Genomic DNA, 21,891 nt, shown 5'->3' with positions numbered 1-21,891 from the left:
ATTTTATAAGACCAGCCCGAATGGCTATTGCCTGCAAATCCCCGGCGTTGTTTCCATGTGGCCATTCAGCTTTCGCTTTGTGGCGTCAAAGTGGTAGAAGCATGGAAACCGCGCTTTAATACAGTCACATATTATTGCGATCACGCGAAATATCGTGTTGAAATCATTGATCTATCTGACTTGAAGATGATGCCGTTCCCCTTCAAAACCTTTGATAGTCCTGGGTTTTTAAGCTTCAAGACTTTGGAAAAGGGTATGTAACGCGCTGTTAAAGCCACGGCACATAACAATATTGTAACAATTTGATATTGCAGAGCTTCCACAGCTATCAATGAGCGCGCCCCAGTCGGCGACCGACACGAGCCAACAAAATAACCGGAAGGATGCCGACCACAACAATTGCCAGCGCCGCAACAGAAGCTTCTTCATAAGTGCCGCGCGCGGCCTCGCCATAAAGATGCGTGGCAAATGTCTCAATGTTAAGCGGACGCAACAGAAGGGTTGCAGGCAGCTCCTTCACACAATCCACAAAGACCAGCAATCCCGCCGCCACGATTGCAGTCTTGGAAAGCGGTAGATGCACATGATAGAATGTGGCCGTCACACCGCGCCCCAGACTACGCGACGCCTGATCAAGTGATTGTGGAATGCGCTCGAGTCCCGCATCGATGCCACCCGCAGAAATCGCCAGAAACCGCGCAACATAGGCATAGACAATTGCAGCACCTGAGCCAATGAGCAGCAGTCCGGTTGATAGTCCGAACAGATAACCAAAGACCTGATCAAACAACCGATCAACTGCGCCCGAAACAATCATAATGCCGATTGCGATCACCGTTCCGGGGGCCGCATAGCCCATTGTGGAAAAACGATAAAACCAGCGCGATGCAGCACCGGGAAAGAGCCGCATTGCATAAGCGACCATCACACCCAATAACAGCACCAGAATGGTTGCGGTAGACGCGAGCATGACCGTGTTAAAGGCTTCTCCCGCAAGGCGCGGTGAGATGCCTGCAAAGCGCATACGTTTAATTGCTTCGATGACCAGATAGGTCGCAGGCATGATGAAGCCGATGATGATCGGCAGAGCACAAAGCACCGCCAGCCATAGACCTCTGAGTGGGGTTACTTTGAGTGGTTCAAACCCGCGCGAATGGCGAATATTGGATGAAAAGCGCTGCTTGCGGCGCGCCCAGCGCTCAACAGATACAAGGGCAACAACCAACAGCAAAAGCGCCAGCGCAAGTTGTGCCGCACCCGGCAGATCAAAGCGCGTCACCCAGGTCGTATAGATCGAAACTGTCAGTGTACGCACGCCAAGAAACTCGGCAGCACCAACGTCGTTGAGTGTTTCCATCAGGGCAAGACTTACCCCCACTGCAACCGCAGGGCGCGCGAGCGGCAGCGCCACGTGCCAGAAAATTCCTCTCCGGCTCACGCCCAAGGTGCGAGCAGCCTCGATCAAACTTGCCGACTGCGTGAGAAACATCGCGCGGGTCGGGATATAAACATAAGGGTAAAGAACAAAGCCCAGCAGAATGATGCAACCGGTCATTGATCTTATATCAGGCAGACGAAACTGGCGCGGCGTATCAAAACCCAGCACAAAGCGGATTGCACTTTGCACGGGGCCAATGGGATGCAGAATATCGAGATAGGCATAGGCGACGATATAAGTCGGCACTGCAAGCGGCAGCAAAAGCGCCCATTCCAGCATGCCACGTCCGCGAAAATCATAAGCCGTCACAAGCCATGCCGTGGATGTGCCAACCAACGCCGTGATAAGCCCGACCCCCACCAGCAGAATAACTGTGTCTTTGAAAGCAGAGGCAAAAATCGTCGAGAAAAGATGGCCCCACAAACCGGAAGAACCTCTGAACGCTTCCGTTATAAGCGCTAGCACCGGCAGACAAACAAGCAGCGCAATCAGACCGGAAAGCCACAGCCAACAGCGCCCGGAGCGGGTCCGATAAGGCAGGGATGACGATGCGGCTTGCGCTGTTTGCGGCATGCTTTCCTCATATTACAACGCCGGCGCAAGGATGTGCACCGGCGTCGTGTTTACAACAGTAATCGACTTTTAATTGTCAAAACCAACTTTGTCGACCAGTTCGCTGGCCTGCTTGCGGTGGGTAACAATTTCCGAAAGTGGAACCTGATCGATCTTCAGCTCGCCGAAGGATTCGACAATCGGATCGACCGAAGCACCCGGCTTCACAGGATATTCGTAATTGGCCTTTGCATAAAGCTGCTGAGCTTCGTCCGAAACGAGGTATTCAAGAAGCTTGACGGCTTCTTCCTTGTTTGGAGCGTTTTTGGCAACGGCTGCACCGCTGATATTGACCTGTGTTCCGCCATCCTTGAACGTTGGGAGAACGACCTTAATGCTATCGGCCCATGTCTTCTGCTCATCGCCACCCTTGCCTGACCGCATCAGTCCGACATAGTAGGAATTCGCAACCGCAATGTCACAAATTCCGCCAGCAATATCCTTGGCGCCGTCACGGTCACCACCGGCAGCCTTGCGCGCCAGATTGGCCTTGAGACCTGTCAGCCACTCTTCGGTCTTTTCTGCGCCATGATGCGCAATATAATCCGCAATCAGCGCCGTATTATAAGGGTGCTGACCGGCACGGATGCAGATCTTGCCTTTCCATTTCGGATCGGCCAGGTCTTCATAGTTAATCTGGTCCAGTTCGAGATCCTTGTCCGCATAGACCACACGCGCGCGCATCGACAGGCCGTACCAGTTGCCGTTCGCATCGCGAAGCTGTTCAGGAACAGCATCCTTCAGCGTCTGGGAATCAACTGCCTGCGTCAATCCCTTGTCAACGAGATCGACAAGATTGCCTGCGTCCACCGTCATAAGAATATCGGCTGGGGATTTATCACCTTCCGAAGCAACACGTTCTGCAAGACCATCTTTAAGGAACACGGTATTGACGGTTGTTCCCGTCTTTTCCTTATAGGCATCAAGCAAGGGCTGAATCAGGCCTGGTTCACGCGTTGTATAGATATTCACCTCATTTGCATTTGCAGCACCTGAGAGAAACGTCGCAGCCATAAGAGCCAGTCCAGCACGCGCGATCTTGGGCATATTACCTCCGATAAAATATGTTCATTTGGAACTATATGTGATGCAATCGGAATATATTGGCTGCATTTTGCAGGGTCAATCTTGCGGGGCAATAAATATGATAAATTCACTCATTATTTTGCAAATACCAGTGCTTTGTCCCAATCGACACGCACACGGACAGACGTTGTGCTCTCAGGCAGATGATGTTGGTTACGCACACGCACCCGTTCTTTACGATCAACGAGATTGATCAGCAGTTCTTCCGTCTCACCCAGATAGGTGCGAGTTTCGATATAACCGCGCAATCTATCGGGCGCATCATCGGAAATAATCGCGATGTCACGTGGCCTGACATAAACCAGCACATTCCCCGTTAACAAACGATCCTTTGGCAGATTAACCTCGCCGATTGCCGTTTCGATAACGTTACCGCGAACCACGCCCTCAAGCGCATTGAAATCACAGAAAAAATCCGCAGCATAACGGCTGCTCGGATGATCATGCAGATCCCGGGCCGGACCTTGCTGCACAATCTCGCCAGAGCGCATCAAAACAACCCGGTCACCTGTGGAAAGCGCTTCTTCGGCCTCATGTGTGACGATGATAACCGGTGTGCCAAGCGCGCGCAGAAGCGCCATGGTTTCTCTGCGAACCCGCGCGCGCAAACCACGATCAAGATTGGAAAAAGGTTCATCCATCAACAGCAGATCGGGCTTGGGCGCCAACGCCCTGATAAGGGCCACACGCTGCTGCTCGCCGCCTGACAACATGTGGGGATAGCGCTCGGCCATGGCTGAAAGACCGACAAGATCCAACAGTTCATTGACCCGCGCCAGCGCCTTGTCCTTATGCAGCTTTCGCAAGCCAAACATTACATTTTCCCGCACTGTCAGATGCGGAAACAAGGCATAGTCCTGAAAGACCACCCCGATATTGCGCTTTTCCGGTTCAACAAAAACCGAAGGACCAACCAAAGTGCGCCCACCCATGATCAATTGGCCTTCGTCGGGCGCGTCGATACCGGCGATAATCCGCAACAGCGAAGTCTTTCCACAACCGGAATGCCCCACCAGACAGATAATCTCTCCCGGCTGCACATCGAGCGAAATATGATCCAGCGCACGCACCGTTCCGAACTGACGCCCAATGCCTGAAAGTGTCAGTGCCGGGGCCGTTTCGTACTGTAGCTTCATGTCTTGTTGCGTGCGTGCATCCATAGAAGAGGCCGAGAGTCCTGTTTTCATCAAAGCGCATATAAAACGAGTTGAACGTCTTTGCCAATAAAACAAGAGAAATTACGTCAGGCATTTGCCAGAATACACTGACGATGAGAATAATTTGCCTCCTTATCCAGTTGAATAAGCTCGCAAATCACGCAATGCTGCACCCAACATATTTGCATGACAGGAGACGCACCATGGGGCCAATCACCGACAAAGTGACAACCGCTGAACGTTTGCCCTTGGAAACGAAGGTCGCCGTCATCGGTGCAGGCGTGATAGGGGTTTCAACCGCGCTTTTTCTGGCAGAACGCGGCATTCCTGTCGCATTGTTCGAAAAGGGCGAGATTGCGGGTGAGCAATCAAGCCGCAATTGGGGCTGGTGCCGCCGCACAGGTCGCGACAGCCGCGAACTGCCGCTGATCGTCGAGAGCATGCGCCTTTGGGAAACAATGAATGAACATACCGGGCGCGAAACAGGCTTTCGCGTGACAGGCATTGTTTATACTGCCGAAAAAGAAGAGGACGTTGAGCGCTATGATCAGTGGATCAGGATTGCGCGCGAACATGGTATTGAGACACAACTTCTCAGCAGCAAGCAGGCAACGGACATTGTACCGGGGCTCAAGCGTTCGCTCAAAGGCGGCATGATTACGCCACTTGATGGGCGCGCCGAACCACAAAAAGCGGTTCCAGCGCTTGCCGCAAAAGCGCAGGAACTGGGCGCTGTTATTATGCAGAACTGTGCTGTTCGCGGCATCGAAACCACCAATGGCCGGGTTTCAGCGGTTTTAACCGAGAAAGGCCGCGTTGCTTGTGAAGCGATTGTCGTAGCCGGCGGCGCATGGTCGCGACTGATCTTGTCAGGCTTTGATGCGCATCTTCCGCAGTTGAAAGTCCGTTCATCCGTATTCCGAACTGCGCCCATTGATGCGGGTATCGATCCGGCGATCGCGTTTTCCGACTTTGCGCTGCGCAAACGCCTTGATGGCGGCTATACGATTGCCAGTCTTGGCGGCTCGATAGCCGACATCGTGCCCGACAGTTTCCGCTTCTTCCGGGATTTCATCCCGTCACTCTCAACCGAATGGCGCTCATTGCGCTTTCGTTTCGGCGAACGGTTCTTTGAAGAGGCTTTTCAATGGAAACTTCGCCCGGCTGATCAAACTTCCATCTTTGAAAAAATTCGTATCCTTGATCCAGAGCCGCATCGCGCTGCCAATGCGCAAGTGCTGACCAAACTCAAGCAAGCAATTCCGTCTTTCGCTTCCGCTCAAATCGCACAGGAATGGGCAGGACTGATCGACACAATGCCAGATGTTATTCCGGTCATCTCGCCCTTGCCCGGCATTGATGGTCTTATTGTAGCAACGGGTTTCTCCGGGCATGGCTTTGGCATTGGCCCCGGAGCAGGGCGACTGGTGGCCGATATAGTGACCGGCGAAACGCCAGTCGTTGATCCATCCCCGTTCCATATTTCGCGCTTCTCCGATGGATCGAAACTACGCATCGAAAACTGGGGTTAACCCCAGTCAAAGCCGGTTAATTGTTCCCGCCGCCGCCATAACCAATGGCGCGAAATGGCTGGAGAATGTTTCTTTGTTCCATTCGCTCAGTGAACCGCCCACATGCAGCGCTGCAACGGGACGCCCATCAGGACCACGAATGGCCGCTCCAATCGCGATTTCGCCCTGCAAAACCTCTTCCGATGCAAGCGCATAACCATTCTCGCGCGCTTCCAGCACCTTCTCCCAGATAGCCTGAGGATCGGTGATCGTGCGCGGCGTAAACTTTCGTCGATTGGACCGCTCGATGATTTCATTCACCTCGTCGTCGCTCAACTGCGCCATGACCGCCCGTCCGCCTGACGTGCAATAAAGAGGCACACTGTTACCGATAAGGGTTGCGAAGAAAGCCTCGCGTTTACTTTGCAAGCGAAGAGCATAGACCAGTCTGAGATTGTCGCGCACGCTCAAATCGACGCGCTCACTCGCATCACGCCGCAACTCAAGCAGCGATGGCAGCGCGCGAACGATCACAGAATTAAGCCGCAAATAATCCAGTGTGTGATCGAGAATACGAATACCGGGTACATACCCCCGATCATTCGGATCGCGTTCGATATAGCCCTGCTGGCGCAAGGTATGAACGATGCGCTGAACGGCACTTTTGCCCATTCCGCATATTTTTGCGATCTCGTTGAGGGTGAGCGGTTTGCTGGTTCCGTGAAAAGCAGAAAGCACCTGCATGGCCCGCGCTATGGCGTTTACGAACAGCGGATCCTCCGCCTCTGTTTCCGGAACCGGACGCACTCCGTATTCCACTCTTTCAACATCGCGCATAGCCCCTCCTTCAAATCCCCTTGACACCCTATCAAAATGCCAGCTATCGTCAATAGCAATACTACCGTATTGCCTAACGATACTTATGTCAATCATGAGGAGTGACTGACGGGTGGATTGGAGGAGGAAAAAATGCGCGAAACACATCTGAATTTCGACGCGAGCAAAAAGGTTGGATGTCAAAGCCACCAGGCAGCCTTAACGCTGTCAGAAAAAACAACGGAACATCATCTGCAAATGGGAAAAACAATGTTTTATGAAAAGAACTCTCAGCCTTCATGGAAAGCGAAAGCGCAGCCAAAGCGCAGCTTAAACAGGTTCAGATCTGCTCTCGCAGGAATGGCAGCCGTACTGCTCGCCAGCTCTGCTGCATTTTCCTTGCCAGCACAGGCGCAGACAATCACAGCAGTCATGGAGGGGCTGCGGGTTCTTGATCCGGTCATCACAACCGCGCATATCACACGCAATCATGCTTATATGATTTATGACGTGCTTGTGGCCGTTGATGACAAGTTTCAGCCACAGCCACAAATGGCAAGCTGGACCGTTTCCGATGATAAAAAGACCTACACATTTACACTGCGCGACGGATTGAAGTTCCATGACGGCGCGCCTGTCACTGCCGCCGATGCCGTTGCATCGCTCAAACGCTGGGGCCAGCGTGATTCCGGTGGGCAAACGATCTTCAAGCTGACGGAAAGTCTTGAACCAAAAGACGACAAAACCATTGTCTGGACATTGAGCGAGCCCTTCGCGCCGCTTCTTGATACCATCGCCAAGCAGTCTGCACTTCCGCCCTTCATCATGCCTGCGCGCATCGCGGCAACACCGGCAGATACCGCAATCACCGAGCATATCGGATCGGGTCCATTCAAATTTGTGGCTGAAGAATTTCAGCCGGGCGTAAGTGCGAGCTATGTCAAGTTTGAGGATTATGTACCGCGCGATGAGCCACCAAGCTGGATGGCCGGTGGCAAAAAAGTCAATGTCGAGAAAGTCAAATGGGTCACGATGGCAGACTCCCAGACCGCCGTTAACGCGATCATGTCTGGCGAAGTCGATTTCATTGATCAGGTCCCTGTCGATCTGCTTCCGATCCTTGAGACCAGTGACGATATTGCAATCGAACTGCGCGATGATCTGGGTTATCAGGCCATTGGCCGCATGAACTTCAAATACCCACCTTTTGATAACAAAAAAGTCCGTCAGGCGGCTCTTAAGGCACTGAGCCAGAAAGACTTTCTGGCCAACATCGTCGGCAACCCGGAATATTACAAAGTCTGCGGCGCGATCTTCGGCTGCGGAACACCACTGGGTGATGAAACGGGCGGTGAGACGCTTGTGAACGGTGGTGATATTGAAGGCGCAAAAAAGCTTCTTGCAGAAGCAGGCTATGACGGCACACCTGTCGTCATTCTTCAGCCGACCGACGTTCGTGTCATTGCCTCCCAGCCTATCGTGGCTGCACAGGCTCTGCGAGCAGCAGGCTTCACTGTGGATATGCAGCCAATGGATTGGCAAAGCGTCGTCACGCGCCGTGCCAATAAGGGCAAGCCAAGCGAAGGCGGCTGGAACCTGTTCTTCACAAACTGGATCGTGCCGGAAGTTGATAATCCGCTCATCAGCCCGATGCTCAATGGCCGCGGCGATCAGGCGTGGTTCGGCTGGCCGAAAGACGATGAAATCGAAGTCATGCGTCAGGAATTCATTGACGCGACGACACCTGAGGAACGCAAAGCAGTTGCGAAGAAAATTCAGGTCCATGCGATGGATACTGTGAGCTACCTGCCGCTGGGCCAGTTCTATTCGCCACATGCACGCAGCAAGGCTCTCGAAGACATGGTCATGTCGCCGGTGCAGGTTTTCTGGAACGTGAAGAAGGCCGAATAGGCTTTTGCAACGGCTGCATAAAAGCGGCGGACACCAGACAGGCGGCGCGTTCTGATCGTTAAGAACTGCCGCCTCACAAAATCAGACAAGGGTGTGAACGTAGCGTTGCTTACATTTTACAACCTTCACACCCCTTTGACTAATTTCCGACAAGGACAACTCGATGTTCGGTTTCATCCTGCGTCGCATTCTTGCCGTCATCCCGGTGATGGCAATCGTCGCGATCTTTGTTTTCTTGCTTTTGCGTCTGACGCCCGGCGATCCGGCGGCAATCATTGCGGGTGATGCCGCAACGACCGAGCAACTGGACCGCATCCGTGAATCACTGGGGCTTAATCTGCCACTTCATGTGCAGTTTATAACGTGGCTCGGCCATCTGCTTCAGGGCGATCTCGGCACATCGCTGATCTCGGGAACGTCGGTCACAACAATGATTGGGCAGCGCATCTGGCCAACGCTCAACATCGCCGTGCTGACAATTGTCCTCTCGGTTGTCATCGCTGTACCGCTTGGCATTCTTGCGGCATGGCGTCATCGGAGCTGGATCGATTATGGTGTCATGACCCTATCGGTTCTGGGCTTTTCAATACCAGTTTTTGTGATCGGCTATCTGTTCATCCAGTTCTTCTCTATTGAGCTACGCTGGTTCCCGGTTCAGGGATACACGGCTCCATCCCAGAATTTCGGCAAGTTTCTATCACGCGCAGCCCTGCCCTGTTTCACGCTCGCTGTCATTTATGTGGCACTGATTGCGCGCATGACACGCGCATCGATGCTCGAAGTGCTTGGTGAGGATTATATCCGTACAGCGCGTGCGAAGGGTGTGCGCGAGAAAGTGGTGCTTTTTCACCATGCATTGCGCAATGCAGCCGTTCCAATCCTGACGGTGATCGGTACCGGCTTTGCCCTGCTTATCGGCGGTGTGGTGGTGACCGAAAGCGTCTTCAACATTCCGGGCATTGGACGTCTGACCGTGGATGCAGTGCTTGCGCGCGACTATCCGGTTATTCAGGGCATGATCCTGCTCACCAGTGCGCTCTACGTGTTTGTCAATCTGCTGATTGATCTCTCATACACCCTCTTCGACCCAAGGATCCGTTACTGATGTCAGCCTCACCCCGCCCGGCAGCACGCCTGCAATGGCTGCTCAATACCTTATCCTTTTCCAAGGCAACGCGGCTCGGAATTGGCCCGGTGGTCGCTGCCATCATTCTGATTGTGATTGTTGCCATAACGCTGGTTTCGCCATGGATTGTCCCCCATGATCCCATGGGCATGGATGCGCTGCAACGCCTCAAGCCTCCAACCGACACCTATCCGTTGGGCACTGATGGTTATGGCCGTGATCTCCTGTCACGTGTGCTGATGGGTGGACAGGTTTCACTGCTCATCGGTATTGGCGCGGCCATTATAAGCGTGTTGTTTGGCTTGTTCATTGGCCTGATTGCCGGTTTCTTCCGCTTTGCAGATGCCATCATCATGCGCATCATGGACAGCCTGATGGCAATCCCTTCAATCCTGCTTGCCATCGCGCTGATTGCGCTTAACGGTCCGAGCATCTGTTCTGTTCTTGCCGCCATCACCATTCCGGAAATTCCGCGCGTGGTGCGTCTGGTACGCTCCATCGTGCTCTCGGCGCGTGAAGAGCCTTACATTGAAGCAGCGCTTTCGCTTGGTTCTTCCACACCAAAAATTATCTGGCAGCATCTGATGCCGAATACCTTGGCGCCGCTGACAGTTCAGGCCACTTATGTTTGTGCCTCTGCAATCCTGACTGAAGCAATTCTGTCGTTCCTCGGAGCCGGTGTTTCAACCGAAATTCCAACATGGGGTAACATCATGGCCGAGGGCCGGCTTTACTTCCAGCTCAAGCCATCATTGATCTTCTGGCCGGGCCTGCTGCTGTCGCTGTGCATCCTTTCCATCAACCTTCTGGGCGATACAGCGCGCGATCTGCTCGATCCACGTCTGAAGAAACGCGAGGGCTGATCATGATATTCAAGAACTGCAATTTTGATAAAGAACCCACCGTTCTCGAAATAACCGATCTGAGCGTGAGGCTTGCAGGCAATAGCAATGCTGCACCAGTTCTCAATGGCCTTTCGCTTAAAATCCGCAAAGGTGAAACGGTCTGCCTTGTCGGCGAAAGTGGCTCAGGCAAATCTGTCACCTCGCTTTCGATCATGGGGCTTTTGCCAAAAGGCGCGCTGGAACCTGCGGGCGGGCGAATTGATTTGGAGGGCAAAAACCTTCTCGATCTTGGTCCACAGGCGATGCGTGCCATTCGGGCACGAAAAATATCCATGATCTTTCAGGAGCCGATGACCGCACTTAATCCGGTGTTGCGCGTTGGCGAACAGATCGAAGAAGTGCTGCGCACGCATTTGAACCTGCCTGCCAACGAAAGAAAAGCCCGCGTTCTGGACATCATGGAACAGGTGCACCTGCCCGACATCGACCGTGTCTATCGTTCCTATCCGCACCAGCTTTCAGGCGGCCAGCGCCAGCGCATCATGATTGCCATGGCACTGGTGCTTGAGCCGCAATTGCTGATTGCCGATGAGCCAACAACCGCGCTTGACGTGACCACGCAAAAACAGATCCTCAGCCTGATTTCTGAAATGCAGGAAAAGCACGGGACGGCCGTGCTTTTCATCACGCATGATATGGGAGTTGTCGCCGAGATTGCCGACACGGTTCATGTGATGAAACATGGCAATGTGGTCGAGCATGCCCCTGTCGAAACACTGCTGCGTGCACCACAACAGGATTACACCAAGAAGCTGCTGCAATCGGTGCCGAGCCTGACGCCGCGTGCGGCCCGCGATGTTGCTTGCGAGGCAATCGCGCTTCGCGTCAATGATCTTCAAAAGAGCTACGGAACCCACTCCGTCTTCGCAAAAGGCGATCACACCTTTGCGGCAAGTGATGTGAGTTTCACGATCAAACGTGGCCGCACATTGGGTATTGTGGGCGAAAGCGGCTCTGGTAAATCAACGGTAGCGCGTTGTGTGATGCGTCTGATCGAGCCGACATCCGGTGAGATTAAGGTGGCGGACTTTGATATTGCGCAACTCACCCAGCGCCAACTTAAACCCCATCGCAAACATATCCAGATCATCTTTCAGGACCCGTTTCGTTCGCTCAATCCACGTTGGACAATTGGCAGAAGCCTGATCGAAGGCCCGGTCAATATGGGCGTCGAAAAGCGCAAAGCGACAGCGCGCGCGGCAGAACTTCTGCAACTGGTTGGCCTGCCCGAGGATGCAATCAATCGTTATCCGCATCAGTTCTCAGGCGGGCAGCGCCAGCGCGTTGCTATTGCACGCGCGGTTGCGATGGAACCTGATGTGCTGGTCGCTGACGAAGCCGTTTCCGCGCTTGACGTTTCGGTTCAGGCGCAGGTGCTGCAATTGCTCGACGAATTGCAGGAAAAACTCGGCATTGCCATTCTTTTCATCACCCATGATCTGCGGGTCGCCGCGCAGATTTGTGACGATGTGCTGGTGATGCAGCACGGACGCGTCGTCGAATACGACACCGCGTTCAACGTGCTTTCCGCGCCAAAACACGTCTATACGCGCAGCCTTATCGATGCAGCCCCCGGCAGAGAATGGGATTTTGCCCAATTCCGGGAACTCGCCATCGCATGAAGCAAATCCTTCTAAACCAAATTCTAGTTTCCCATACCATGGATAAAATCTGATCATGACTAAACTCAATGCACTGACCGCCCATGAAATGATTGACGGCTATAAGGCCGGGCGCTTTTCACCCGTTGATGTTACCAAGGCCGTTCTTGAGCATATTGAACGCCACGAACCAGAATTGAATGCAATGTGGTTCGTCGATGCGGATGGCGCACTTGCTTCCGCAAAAGCCTCTGAAGCACGCTGGCAGGCCGGAGAGCAAATCATGGCCAATGGCGTGTCATTGGATGGCGTGCCGGTTACACTGAAAGAAAACATCGCCACCAAAGGCGATGCGATGCCGCTCGGCACAGCGGTGACTGAGTTGAAGCCCCTTGCAGCCGATGCGCCTCCGGCAGCGCGCCTGCGCGAAGCCGGTGCAGTCTTCATCGGTAAGACAACGATGCCGGATTTCGGTATGCTGTCATCTGGCCTTTCAAGTTTCCATAAGCTTGCACGCAATCCATGGAACACGGACATGAACCCCGGCGGTTCAAGTGCGGGTGCGGGTTCTGCCGGTGCAGCCGGATATGGCCCCATTCATCTTGGCACAGATATTGGCGGCTCTGTTCGTCTGCCTGCGGCATGGTGCGGTCTTGCTGGATTGAAGCCAAGCCTTGGGCGTATTCCTATTGACCCGCCCTTCATGGGCCGCGTTGTTGGACCAATGACCCGCACAGTTGCAGATTCTGCCCTTGCCATGGCCGTGCTATCGCAGCCCGATCACCGCGATCATATGAACCTGCCTTTTGCAGATATTGCATGGAGCGACCTCAAACGCGATGTAAAAGGATTGCGCATCGCGCTCCATCTTGATCCCGGCTGCGGCATGCCTGTTGATCCGCAAGTTTATGATGCTGTCAAAGCAGCAGCCGACGTGTTCAGTGCCAATGGTGCGATTGTTGAAACGCTTGATCCATGGATGAGCGAAGATATGCTCAACGGTTTGGATAGTTTCTGGCGCACCCGTGCAGGTATTGATGTTGCAGCTCTCTCCGATGAAAAGCGTGAGAAGCTGTTGCCGATCATTCGCACATGGGCGGAATCGGGTTTGGGCAAAAGCGGCGAGGATGTCTACAAAAGCTACACGAAAGCGTTGCAAATTCGTTCAACCACTGTCGCAGCCACATCCGCTTATGACTTCGTCCTCTCGCCCGTATCGCCAAATGTAAGCTTCCCGGCAGACTGGGCCTATCCATATGATAACGATGTTAACCGGGCTATGGCGCATATCAATTTCACGCTGCTTTACAGCATGAGCGAGCAACCCGCGATTTCTGTCAATTGTGGTTATGACAGCGCCGGGGTGCCAATTGGTTTGCAGATTTCCGGGCGTCGTTTTGACGACCTTGGCGTTCTGCAAATGGCGCATGCGTGGGAAGAGATGCGCGGACCCCAGCGCGCCTGGCCATTCTAAAACGCAGAGTAAGCCGGGCGGCGGAGACAAGCCCCTGCCCGTCTTAATCTTACCCCTTGCCGAAAGCCTGAGCTGCTACATATCCATCTTTATTGTATCAGTCAGGGAGACAAAGAATGGGTGAGGCAGGTATAGGCTGGATTGCAGCAATCATCATTGGGGGCCTTGCAGGCTGGATAGCTTCCAATTTCATGAATAGTGACACGGGCATATTCATGAATATCATTCTGGGTATCATCGGCGCAGCGATCGCCAGTTTTATCTTCGGCTTCCTCGGTGTGTCGTTCGGTGGCTGGCTCGGCTATCTGGTTGCCGGCTTTATCGGGGCCTGTATATTGATCTGGGTCGGCCGAGCAATCAGTTGATGCCCACTCAACATCGAAAAAGCCCCGGAACGCGGGGCTTTCTCTATTTTAACCGTCAAGATTTTAAGCGGCCATTGCCAACTTCTAAACAGCCCGTCAAACGCACCGCGCGCAAGGAATAGCCCTGCTCGGTGTCAGCACAATTATCATCAACTCAGCACCGACAGTAATTTGACACTGCGGTTCGGCTGGGCGTTTGCCTGCCCGTCAAGGGTGTTATGCGCATCGTAAGTACACAGGCGGCTCGTTCCACGCGCCGTGATAAATTTGGGTGATTTAACTTGATTATTAAATTCATATTTAATAGCTACTCCTGATCAGATCATAGAATAAATGGGCAGGCAGGCGTGCATTTCTTACATCCTCTCCGGGTTTTCCTGTTGCGCAGCATAGCAAAATCCCTGTTTGTGCTAATACTGCTTCATGTTGCACCACTGATGGCCTTTGCGGAAAATACTCCCGCCAAACGCATTGTCTCTCTCGGCTCCGATATAACGGAAATCATTTTCGCACTGGGAGCAGGCGACAGGATCATCGCTGTTGACCGAAGCAGTAAATATCCAGCCGAGACTGCCGCTAAAGCCAATGTCGGCTACCGGCGCAGCCTTTCGCCAGAGGGTATTCTGGCGCTCGACACGGACCTGATTATTGCATCTGAAGATATTGGTCCGCCGGAAACAACCGATGTGCTCAATCAATCAGCGGTCGAAATTCTCTATGTTCCCGTAGACAACACCCGAGAGGGACTGATCAAAAAAATCAGCCTCATTGCACAGCGTCTCGGTCGGAAACAGCAAGGTGAAACCCTGACGCAGACAGTCATCGATGATTTTGATGCGGCCACGGCTTATGCCAGCAGAATATCGGCAGACAAGCAAAAGAAAGTGGTCTTCTTTCATGGTTTGGCGCGTCTGAGCGGTGCGGGCAGCGACACGGCAGCCGATGCTTTTATCCGTTATGCAGGCGGGATCAATCCGCTTTCAGCCTATTCCGGCTATAAGCCTGTATCCGAAGAATGGCTGGCCAAGGCTGAACCGGACATTGTTTTGATGCTCTCTGACGGCAATGGCGGGCCAAGGCACGAAGATGTCTTTTCACACAAAGCGTTACAAGAAACGCCTGCCGCGCGCAGCCGGTCACTGATTGTACTGGAAGGACCATATATGCTGGGATTTGGCCCACGCACAGCCGATGCAATCCGAAAACTGGCTGCGGCGCTTTACGAGTAACCAATGAAGAAAGCCCCTCTATTGGAGGGGCTTTCTGATTTCATGTTTGCGAAATTATGCGAAATCTTCTGGCAGAAGTTCCTTTGGGAAATTCTGGTAAGAAACCGGGCGCAGGAAGCGCCGGATCGACATCGTGCCCACACTGGTTGCACCGAAGTTTGTGGAAGCCGGATATGGTCCGCCATGAACCATCGAGTCGACCACTTCAACACCGGTGGGGAAGCCGTTGACGAGAACACGGCCTGCCTTGCGTTCCAGCACCGGAAGGAGCTTCTGTGCAGAGGCAATGTCGCCAGCATCCATATGAATGGTCGTGGTCAGCTGGCCTTCAAAGCCGCGGGCAAGCTTTTCCATCTCATCGACTGAACCCACGCGGACAACCAGTCCGAGAGGACCGAACACTTCTTCACCAAGCGCATGATCGGACAGGAAGCGTTCACCGGTTGTTTCAAACAGGTTTGGCGAAGCCTGGCGACCCGACGACTCGGTTTCGTAGAGCGGCTTGACTGCATTGCGCGTATCAAAACGCTCTTTGCCTTCATGATATGCCTGCGCAATACCATCAGTCAGCATGGTCTGCGGAGCGACTTTCTTGAGCCCCTCAACAGTTGCCGCAGTGAAGCGATCGGCATCAGTACCATCAAGAACAACGGCGATGCCGGGATTGGTGCAGAACTGACCAGCACCCATGGTGAGCGAGCCAGCCCAGCCCTGTCCGAGCGTTTCGGCGCGCGCCTTCATGGCTTCCGGCAGCAGGAACATCGGATTAACCGAACCAAGCTCACCAAAGAATGGAATAGGCTCTGGACGCGCAGCGCAAAGGTCAAACAATGCACGGCCACCGGCGAGAGAGCCCGTGAAGCCAACAGCCTTGATATAAGGGTTCTGAACGAGCGCATGACCGACATCACGGCGACCGCCCTGAATGAGCGAGAACACACCTGGATGAACGCCGGTCTTCTTGATTGCGGCTTCTACGGCTTGCGCAACAATTTCACCCGTTCCCGGATGGGCCGAATGGCCCTTCACGACCACAGGGCAACCGGCTGCAAGCGCTGCTGCGGTATCACCCCCGGCAGTCGAAAACGCCATCGGAAAGTTCGATGCACCAAAAACTGCGACAGGCCCGATTGGACGCTGAACCAGACGAATTTCAGGACGCGGCGCTGGCTGACGATCAGGAAGCGCTGCATCAAAACGGCGATCAAGATAGTCACCCTTTTCGATATGGTCGGCGAACAGTCGAAGCTGGCCGGTGGTGCGTCCGGTTTCGCCTTGAAGTCGTGCTTCCGGCAAGCCGGTTTCCTGTGAGCCGATCACGACGATATCGGCAATGCGTGCTTCAATTTCATCAGCGATTGCGCGCAGGAACTGAGCACGTTCGGCACGGGTTGAATAGCCGTAAGACCAGAAAGCGTCTTCAGCTGCTTCACAAGCACGATTCACCAGATCAACTGTACCAACTGCAAACGAATGAGCAGGCCCACTTGCTGGTGAAGATTCAAAAGTGCCGGCTCCGTCGAGCCACTCGCCAGCAACAAGGTGTTTTCCTTTGGGCGTGAATGCCATTCGTTCATCCTCCTGTAGAAATCGACGTACAATTAAGCCAGTATCCGGCTACATCTAAATTGCACATACCTAATGATTGTATACCCTAAATCTTTGTATACAGTGTGTGCGCAGATATCAATTGCCTGTAGACACCTCCTGTCAGGCGCAGCCATGAAAGACGCATAATGAGCGAGACGACCATCCTGAGCATTGCTAACCTTCACGACCGCGTAGAGGCGATTTTTCGTAAAGCAGGGTTAAACGCTATACAGGCTGCTGCCGTCGCTCGTGTGATTGTTGCGGGTGAACGCGATCACTGCAAATCTCACGGCATATACCGTATCGAGGGTGCGCTTCGCACAGTCAAGGCCGGGAAGGTAAAAGCAGACGCAATTCCTGAAATCGTGAAAGATGAAGCCTCCAGCATCGTGCGCGTCAATGCGAATTTCGGCTTTGCAAACCCGGCTTTCGAGTTGGGCGTCCCTGTGCTTGCCGAGCGCGCACGTAAGAACGGCTTAGCCGCCCTCGTCATCAACGACTGCACGCATTTTTCGGCACTCTGGCCGGAAGTCGAAGCGCTGACGAGCGAAGGTCTCGCAGCACTCGTCATGTGCCCAAGCTACGCAACGGTTGCGCCAACCGGCGGCAACAAGCCGTTGCTCGGCACCAATCCTTTTGCCTTTGGCTGGCCGCGCAAGGAAACATCGCCTTATGTCTTTGACTTTGCAACCTCTGTTGCGGCGCGTGGCGAGATCGAACTGCATCGCCGCGCAGGCAAGCAATTGCCGGAAGGCTGGGCGCTGGATGCAGAAGGCAACCCGACGACCGATCCAGAAACTGCACTGGCAGGTGCCATGCTGCCGTTTGGCGGGCATAAGGGGTCGGCAATCAGCACAATGGTTGAACTGCTTGCTGCCATCATGATCGGCGACCTGACCAGCCCCGAAGTGCTCGATTTCCTCGGCACCACCACATTGTCGCCAGTGCATGGCGAGCTCATCATCGCATTTTCACCGGAAGCCTTTGCCAAGGGCCGACCCGGCGATCCATTTGCCCGTGCGGAAGCTTTCTTTGAGGCGATCGTCGGTCAGGGCGCTCGCCTGCCATCGCAGCGCCGCTTCAAGGCACGCGCGGAATCTGAAAGCGATGGCGTCAAGCTCACCAAAGCAGAAATCGACCAGCTTGATCTCCTTCTGGAAAAAGGTCTGGATGCCATTTCCTAAACCAAAAGCGGCTGGAATTTTCAGCCGCTTTTTATTTACGTCTAAATTTGTCTAACTCTTGTGCCCGTTGAAAAACCGGAATCTATTATGAATCGCGATATTAAGAGTCGCCTCCGCCGAAGCGCCCTTGAAACCCGCAAAATATTGATGATTACCGGCTCCCAGAAGCCTGGATCTCCAGAGGAAAAAGCATGAAGACTACCGCTCCGAGGCGCCTGAAGCGCTCAACTATTCCAACTGCACTCATATTCGCCCTATGCCTTTCTGCATCGCCGCAAGCTGTAGAAGCTGCGACACCCGCTGACACGCTGGTGATTGCAATGAGCATTGATGACATCATTTCGCTCGACCCGGCAGAAATTTTTGAAATTACCACATCGGAAATGCTGACCAGCACCTACGAACGTCTGGTAACGACAGATACCAAGGATCCGACTAAGATCATTCCACAGATCGCCGAAAGCTGGACTTTTTCTGATGATGGTAAGTCGATTACATTCAAAATCCGCGACGGCTTGAAGTTTGCTTCGGGCAATCCGATCACCGCGCAAGATGCGGCTTACTCCATACAACGTGCAATTAAACTTGATAAAAGTCCCGCTTTCATCCTCAGCCAGTTTGGCATTACGCCTGATAATGTTGAGCAAAATGCAGTAGCCGTTGACGATAAGACCTTTGTTTTCACCACCGGCAAGCCTTTTGCGCCAAGCTTTGTTCTCAACTGTTTGACCTCCAGCGTCGCCTCGCTCGTCGATAGCAAGTTGGTCAAGGAACATGAGCAGAAAACTGAAAAAACCGAGACATATCCCTATGAAACTGACTTTGGCTATGAATGGCTGAAGAACAATTATGCGGGATCGGGTCCGTTTGCACTCAAGCAATGGCGTGCCAATGAAGTACTTTTGCTGGAACGGAATGACAATTATACCGACGCCAAGCCTGCAATGAAGCGTGTGATCTACCGCCATGTGAAGGAAGGCATGTCGCAGCGGCTTTTGCTTGAGGCCGGCGACATCGATATCGCACGCAATCTGGAACCGGGAGATATTGAGCAGCTGGCAAAGGACAGCAAGTTCAACATCATCAACGCCCCCAAGGGACGCGTCTATTATCTGTCGATGAATCAGAGTGTCCCTGAACTCGCCAAGCCGGAAGTGCGTCAGGCACTGAAATATCTCATTGATTACGACACCATCGAAGGTACCCTGATCAAGGGAATTGGCCGCAAGCATCAGTCCTTCCTGCCGGTTGGCATGTTTGGCGCTACGGACGACAATCCGTTCGATTACAACGTTGAAAAAGCCAAGGAACTGCTTGAAAAAGCTGGATTAAAAGACGGCATCAGCGTCACCTTAGACGTCCGCAACAACCAACCTTATGTCGGCATTGCTGAAAGCATTCAGCAGACAATGGCAAAGGCTGGCGTGAATGTCGAGATTTTGCAGGGCGACGGCAAACTGACGACAACAAAAGTCCGCGCACGCAAGCACCAGCTTGCCCTCGGCATCTGGGGGCCGGACTATTGGGATCCACATACGAATGCCGTCACCTTCACCAACAATCCGAACAATGGCGATGAAGTTAATTTGCGGACCACTGCATGGCAGGCTTCATGGGACATTCCTGAACTGACTGCTGAAACTATGGCAGCAGCCGAAGAGCGCGACACGACCAAGCGCGAAGCAATGTACCACGATATTCAGAAGAAGTTTCAGGAAACAAGCCCGATCGCTGTTATCTATCAACAGATCGAAACAGCTGCAACGGGTGCGAATGTGCATAACTTCAACATGGTTGCTGATGCCAACTATGTCGCCACAGTAACAAAAGACTAATCAAAATGGCCGGGTGATAAATCACCCGGCCATCAAACTGCTGACAAACCTTCTGGACAGAGCGTGCGCGCTTAACCGTACCCGATTGCTCGCTCTATCTTTTTGTTTTTATGCGCATCTTGGTCAGAAAACCGTTTCACACTTTTCGGGATGCGCTCTAGGCTACATCCTTCGGACAGCACGAAGTTGTTTTCAATCTATGGCTATGTCAAGCCTTGTATGTCTGAACAGCGCCAGGCAGCTTGCTCCACTCGGCATACCACTTGTTGAACAGCTTGAACTGCGCTTCAACATAACCACGCTGGCTATCTGACAGGGCATCGCTTGCATTAAAGTGCAGCGTATATTCCTTGTCCCCCTTCAGAACCATCATGTGCTTGAAATAAAGAACGAGGTCCGGGCCTTCATCGAAAGACGAAAGAACGGCAAGCGCCTGTTCGAGTTCAAGCGCGCGCTGACGGGCGTCAGCGTCGCCTGCTGCTGCGGCCTGCGAAAGCTTACAAAGATGAATAACTTCTTTTGGAAGCACATTGCCGATACCTGTGATCGCACCTGTTGCTCCACAATTAACGAAGCCGTGGAACACAGCTGTATCAACGCCAACCATCAGCGTGACTTCATCATCGCGACTGGTGATGTTTTCGGCTGCATAACGCATGTCAGCAGGCCCACCAAATTCCTTGAAACCAACGAGGTTTGGATGCTCTGCACGCAAGGCGAAAAACAGATCGGCACGGGTTGAATAGCCATAATATGGGCTGTTGTAGATGACGGCTGGAAGATCGGGCGCTGCCGAAAGAACAGTCTTGAAGTGATCTTTCTGAGCCGCAACAACCGAACCACGCGAAAGAAGGCGCGGGATAACCATAAGGCCCTTGGCGCCGACCTTCTGCGCATGCGCTGCATGGGCGGCGGCAATGGTTGTATTCACGGCACCAGTGCCAACAACAACAGGAACCCCGGCGGCGGTCAGGCGTGCAACACCTTCCATACGCTGTTCATCTGTAAGGAGCGGCCAGTCGCCCATCGAACCACAATAAACGACAGCCGACATACCGTCGGCGATCAGTTCCTTACCCTTGCGCACCAGCGCATCAAAATCAGGCGTTCGATCATCTTTGCAAGGGGTCATCAAAGCCGGAATCACGCCGGTAAAGATATTGGCAGCCATGTAGAAATCCTCTCAGAGTATTGCCGACAAACAACTTAAGCAGGCAATGCTACAAACAAAACCAGAGCCATTGGCCTGTGATGGCGATTGCCATTTTCGGCCCTCCCTATCTGATATATCAGTTTGTATTTTATTTGTCGACAGGAATTACACGGCACTACAGGTTTATTTCCAGACGGTCTTCGCGCATGACGAGTTTCTGCACCTGACGCACGATCTGCTCGGCATGTTCATGCGCAAGCTGTTCCGCCAGCTTCATGTCGCGTGCAGCAATTGCGGCGATCATTTCTTCATGTTCCTCCACGAAACGGCGAGGCAATTGATCATTATAGGATTGATAATAGAGACGGAGAATGCGTCGGCCCTCATCCAACAAACGCTTGAAAAGATTTGTAAAATATGGATTACGCCCCGCCTCGGCGATTGCAAGATGAAGCTCTGCATTGGTCGCAATCATCAAAAGCGCATCCTGCGCTTCCACAGCCTTCGTGAACTCCACCTGATGTAACGCTATAATGTCCAGATCTTCCTGCCGATGATTTTTGGCGGCAAGCTGGGTCGTGGCGCGATACATCAAAGTCAACGCGTCGAAATAGGTGTGCATATTGAGGAAATCGATATTCGATACCATGGTCGAACGATTGGGCAGCGTATCGATCAGCCCCTCACCTGCCAGCCGCACCAAAGCTTCGCGGATTGGGGTGCGAGACATTTTAAACCGCTCTGCAAGCTGCACCTCATCAATTGGGCTGCCAGGCGGCAGCACCAGATCGAGGATTTCATCGCGCAGCAGGTCATAGACCATTTTCCCACCAGAACCGCGCTTGCGTTCAGGGATGGCGTTCATATCGCTTTCCGTCATCAGCATATCCTTTTGCGG

The 21,891-nt window shown here is 53.2% G+C and carries 17 protein-coding genes; 10 read left to right on the top strand and 7 right to left on the bottom strand.

What is annotated here, in order from left to right; all coding sequences use genetic code 11:
* Window positions 1-328: 328 nt before the first annotated feature.
* The 3 genes from VBH83_RS02480 to VBH83_RS02470 all read right to left on the bottom strand — a co-directional run bounded on the left by VBH83_RS02480 (window position 329) and on the right by VBH83_RS02470 (window position 4,296).
* On the bottom strand, window positions 329-2,011 hold the full coding sequence (locus VBH83_RS02480) for an iron ABC transporter permease (RefSeq protein WP_265984031.1): 1,683 nt from the start codon (window positions 2,009-2,011) through the stop codon (window positions 329-331).
* Window positions 2,012-2,080: 69 nt separating this feature from the next.
* A complete protein-coding gene (locus VBH83_RS02475) occupies window positions 2,081-3,097 on the bottom strand; it encodes a Fe(3+) ABC transporter substrate-binding protein (RefSeq protein WP_265984030.1) in 1,017 nt (338 codons plus the stop codon).
* A gap of 113 nt (window positions 3,098-3,210) precedes the next feature.
* Window positions 3,211-4,296, bottom strand: a complete 1,086-nt coding sequence (locus VBH83_RS02470; RefSeq protein ID WP_265984470.1) for an ABC transporter ATP-binding protein — start codon at window positions 4,294-4,296, stop codon at window positions 3,211-3,213.
* Between the two features lie 200 nt (window positions 4,297-4,496).
* Here VBH83_RS02470 and VBH83_RS02465 point away from each other — a divergent pair, with 200 nt between their 5' ends.
* The gene (locus tag VBH83_RS02465) at window positions 4,497-5,825 is read left to right on the top strand and encodes an FAD-binding oxidoreductase (RefSeq protein WP_265984029.1); all 1,329 of its coding nucleotides are present in this window, start codon (window positions 4,497-4,499) and stop codon (window positions 5,823-5,825) included.
* 6 nt (window positions 5,826-5,831) lie between these two features.
* Here VBH83_RS02465 and VBH83_RS02460 read toward each other — a convergent pair whose 3' ends face one another.
* A complete protein-coding gene (locus VBH83_RS02460) occupies window positions 5,832-6,641 on the bottom strand; it encodes an IclR family transcriptional regulator (protein WP_265984028.1) in 810 nt (269 codons plus the stop codon).
* A gap of 339 nt (window positions 6,642-6,980) precedes the next feature.
* Here VBH83_RS02460 and VBH83_RS02455 point away from each other — a divergent pair, with 339 nt between their 5' ends.
* The 7 genes from VBH83_RS02455 (at window position 6,981) to VBH83_RS02425 (ending at window position 15,231) form a co-directional block, all read left to right on the top strand.
* The gene (locus VBH83_RS02455; protein WP_265984468.1) at window positions 6,981-8,531 is read left to right on the top strand and encodes an ABC transporter substrate-binding protein; all 1,551 of its coding nucleotides are present in this window, start codon (window positions 6,981-6,983) and stop codon (window positions 8,529-8,531) included.
* Between the two features lie 163 nt (window positions 8,532-8,694).
* On the top strand, window positions 8,695-9,636 hold the full coding sequence (locus VBH83_RS02450) for an ABC transporter permease (protein ID WP_265984027.1): 942 nt from the start codon (window positions 8,695-8,697) through the stop codon (window positions 9,634-9,636).
* Window positions 9,636-10,520 carry an ABC transporter permease gene (locus tag VBH83_RS02445; protein ID WP_396996156.1) on the top strand — a complete coding sequence of 295 codons (885 nt, stop codon included), beginning with the start codon at window positions 9,636-9,638 and terminating at the stop codon, window positions 10,518-10,520. Before VBH83_RS02450 ends, VBH83_RS02445 begins: the two co-directional genes overlap by 1 nt.
* A 2-nt stretch (window positions 10,521-10,522) precedes the next feature.
* The gene (locus tag VBH83_RS02440; protein ID WP_396996154.1) at window positions 10,523-12,184 is read left to right on the top strand and encodes an ABC transporter ATP-binding protein; all 1,662 of its coding nucleotides are present in this window, start codon (window positions 10,523-10,525) and stop codon (window positions 12,182-12,184) included.
* Between the two features lie 55 nt (window positions 12,185-12,239).
* Window positions 12,240-13,637: an amidase gene (locus VBH83_RS02435; protein WP_265984024.1), complete on the top strand. Its 1,398-nt coding sequence runs from the start codon at window positions 12,240-12,242 to the stop codon at window positions 13,635-13,637.
* Window positions 13,638-13,753: 116 nt separating this feature from the next.
* Window positions 13,754-14,002: a GlsB/YeaQ/YmgE family stress response membrane protein gene (locus tag VBH83_RS02430; protein ID WP_265984023.1), complete on the top strand. Its 249-nt coding sequence runs from the start codon at window positions 13,754-13,756 to the stop codon at window positions 14,000-14,002.
* 407 nt (window positions 14,003-14,409) lie between these two features.
* A complete protein-coding gene (locus VBH83_RS02425) occupies window positions 14,410-15,231 on the top strand; it encodes a hemin ABC transporter substrate-binding protein (RefSeq protein WP_265984022.1) in 822 nt (273 codons plus the stop codon).
* 54 nt (window positions 15,232-15,285) lie between these two features.
* Here the strand turns inward: VBH83_RS02425 and VBH83_RS02420 are convergent, their stop codons facing one another.
* Window positions 15,286-16,800, bottom strand: a complete 1,515-nt coding sequence (locus VBH83_RS02420) for an aldehyde dehydrogenase (NADP(+)) (protein ID WP_265984021.1) — start codon at window positions 16,798-16,800, stop codon at window positions 15,286-15,288.
* 167 nt (window positions 16,801-16,967) lie between these two features.
* On the opposite strand from VBH83_RS02420, the gene VBH83_RS02415 reads away from it, so the two are divergent.
* The gene (locus VBH83_RS02415) at window positions 16,968-18,005 is read left to right on the top strand and encodes an Ldh family oxidoreductase (RefSeq protein ID WP_265984020.1); all 1,038 of its coding nucleotides are present in this window, start codon (window positions 16,968-16,970) and stop codon (window positions 18,003-18,005) included.
* A gap of 191 nt (window positions 18,006-18,196) precedes the next feature.
* The gene (locus tag VBH83_RS02410; RefSeq protein WP_265984019.1) at window positions 18,197-19,840 is read left to right on the top strand and encodes an ABC transporter substrate-binding protein; all 1,644 of its coding nucleotides are present in this window, start codon (window positions 18,197-18,199) and stop codon (window positions 19,838-19,840) included.
* A gap of 208 nt (window positions 19,841-20,048) precedes the next feature.
* Here VBH83_RS02410 and VBH83_RS02405 read toward each other — a convergent pair whose 3' ends face one another.
* Together VBH83_RS02405 and VBH83_RS02400 are read right to left on the bottom strand one after the other, a co-directional pair.
* The gene (locus tag VBH83_RS02405; protein ID WP_265984018.1) at window positions 20,049-21,011 is read right to left on the bottom strand and encodes a dihydrodipicolinate synthase family protein; all 963 of its coding nucleotides are present in this window, start codon (window positions 21,009-21,011) and stop codon (window positions 20,049-20,051) included.
* A 157-nt stretch (window positions 21,012-21,168) separates the two neighbouring features.
* Window positions 21,169-21,873: a GntR family transcriptional regulator gene (locus tag VBH83_RS02400; RefSeq protein WP_396996150.1), complete on the bottom strand. Its 705-nt coding sequence runs from the start codon at window positions 21,871-21,873 to the stop codon at window positions 21,169-21,171.
* Between the last annotated feature and the right edge of the window lie 18 nt (window positions 21,874-21,891).

The organism is Ochrobactrum sp. S1502_03, from assembly GCF_044435015.1.
In the GTDB taxonomy this organism is placed as follows: domain Bacteria; phylum Pseudomonadota; class Alphaproteobacteria; order Rhizobiales; family Rhizobiaceae; genus Brucella; species Brucella chromiisoli.
This window is presented reverse-complemented; position numbering and strand designations above follow the sequence as displayed.

Coding starts and splice junctions, on each gene's coding strand:
- VBH83_RS02480 (WP_265984031.1), bottom strand. CDS start 2,011: ATGCCGCAAACAGCGCAAGCCGCATCGTCATCCCTGCCTTATCGGACC.
- VBH83_RS02475 (WP_265984030.1), bottom strand. CDS start 3,097: ATGCCCAAGATCGCGCGTGCTGGACTGGCTCTTATGGCTGCGACGTTT.
- VBH83_RS02470 (WP_265984470.1), bottom strand. CDS start 4,296: ATGGATGCACGCACGCAACAAGACATGAAGCTACAGTACGAAACGGCC.
- VBH83_RS02465 (WP_265984029.1), top strand. CDS start 4,497: ATGGGGCCAATCACCGACAAAGTGACAACCGCTGAACGTTTGCCCTTG.
- VBH83_RS02460 (WP_265984028.1), bottom strand. CDS start 6,641: ATGCGCGATGTTGAAAGAGTGGAATACGGAGTGCGTCCGGTTCCGGAA.
- VBH83_RS02455 (WP_265984468.1), top strand. CDS start 6,981: ATGGCAGCCGTACTGCTCGCCAGCTCTGCTGCATTTTCCTTGCCAGCA.
- VBH83_RS02450 (WP_265984027.1), top strand. CDS start 8,695: ATGTTCGGTTTCATCCTGCGTCGCATTCTTGCCGTCATCCCGGTGATG.
- VBH83_RS02445 (WP_396996156.1), top strand. CDS start 9,636: ATGTCAGCCTCACCCCGCCCGGCAGCACGCCTGCAATGGCTGCTCAAT.
- VBH83_RS02440 (WP_396996154.1), top strand. CDS start 10,523: ATGATATTCAAGAACTGCAATTTTGATAAAGAACCCACCGTTCTCGAA.
- VBH83_RS02435 (WP_265984024.1), top strand. CDS start 12,240: ATGACTAAACTCAATGCACTGACCGCCCATGAAATGATTGACGGCTAT.
- VBH83_RS02430 (WP_265984023.1), top strand. CDS start 13,754: ATGGGTGAGGCAGGTATAGGCTGGATTGCAGCAATCATCATTGGGGGC.
- VBH83_RS02420 (WP_265984021.1), bottom strand. CDS start 16,800: ATGGCATTCACGCCCAAAGGAAAACACCTTGTTGCTGGCGAGTGGCTC.
- VBH83_RS02415 (WP_265984020.1), top strand. CDS start 16,968: ATGAGCGAGACGACCATCCTGAGCATTGCTAACCTTCACGACCGCGTA.
- VBH83_RS02410 (WP_265984019.1), top strand. CDS start 18,197: ATGAAGACTACCGCTCCGAGGCGCCTGAAGCGCTCAACTATTCCAACT.
- VBH83_RS02405 (WP_265984018.1), bottom strand. CDS start 21,011: ATGGCTGCCAATATCTTTACCGGCGTGATTCCGGCTTTGATGACCCCT.
- VBH83_RS02400 (WP_396996150.1), bottom strand. CDS start 21,873: ATGACGGAAAGCGATATGAACGCCATCCCTGAACGCAAGCGCGGTTCT.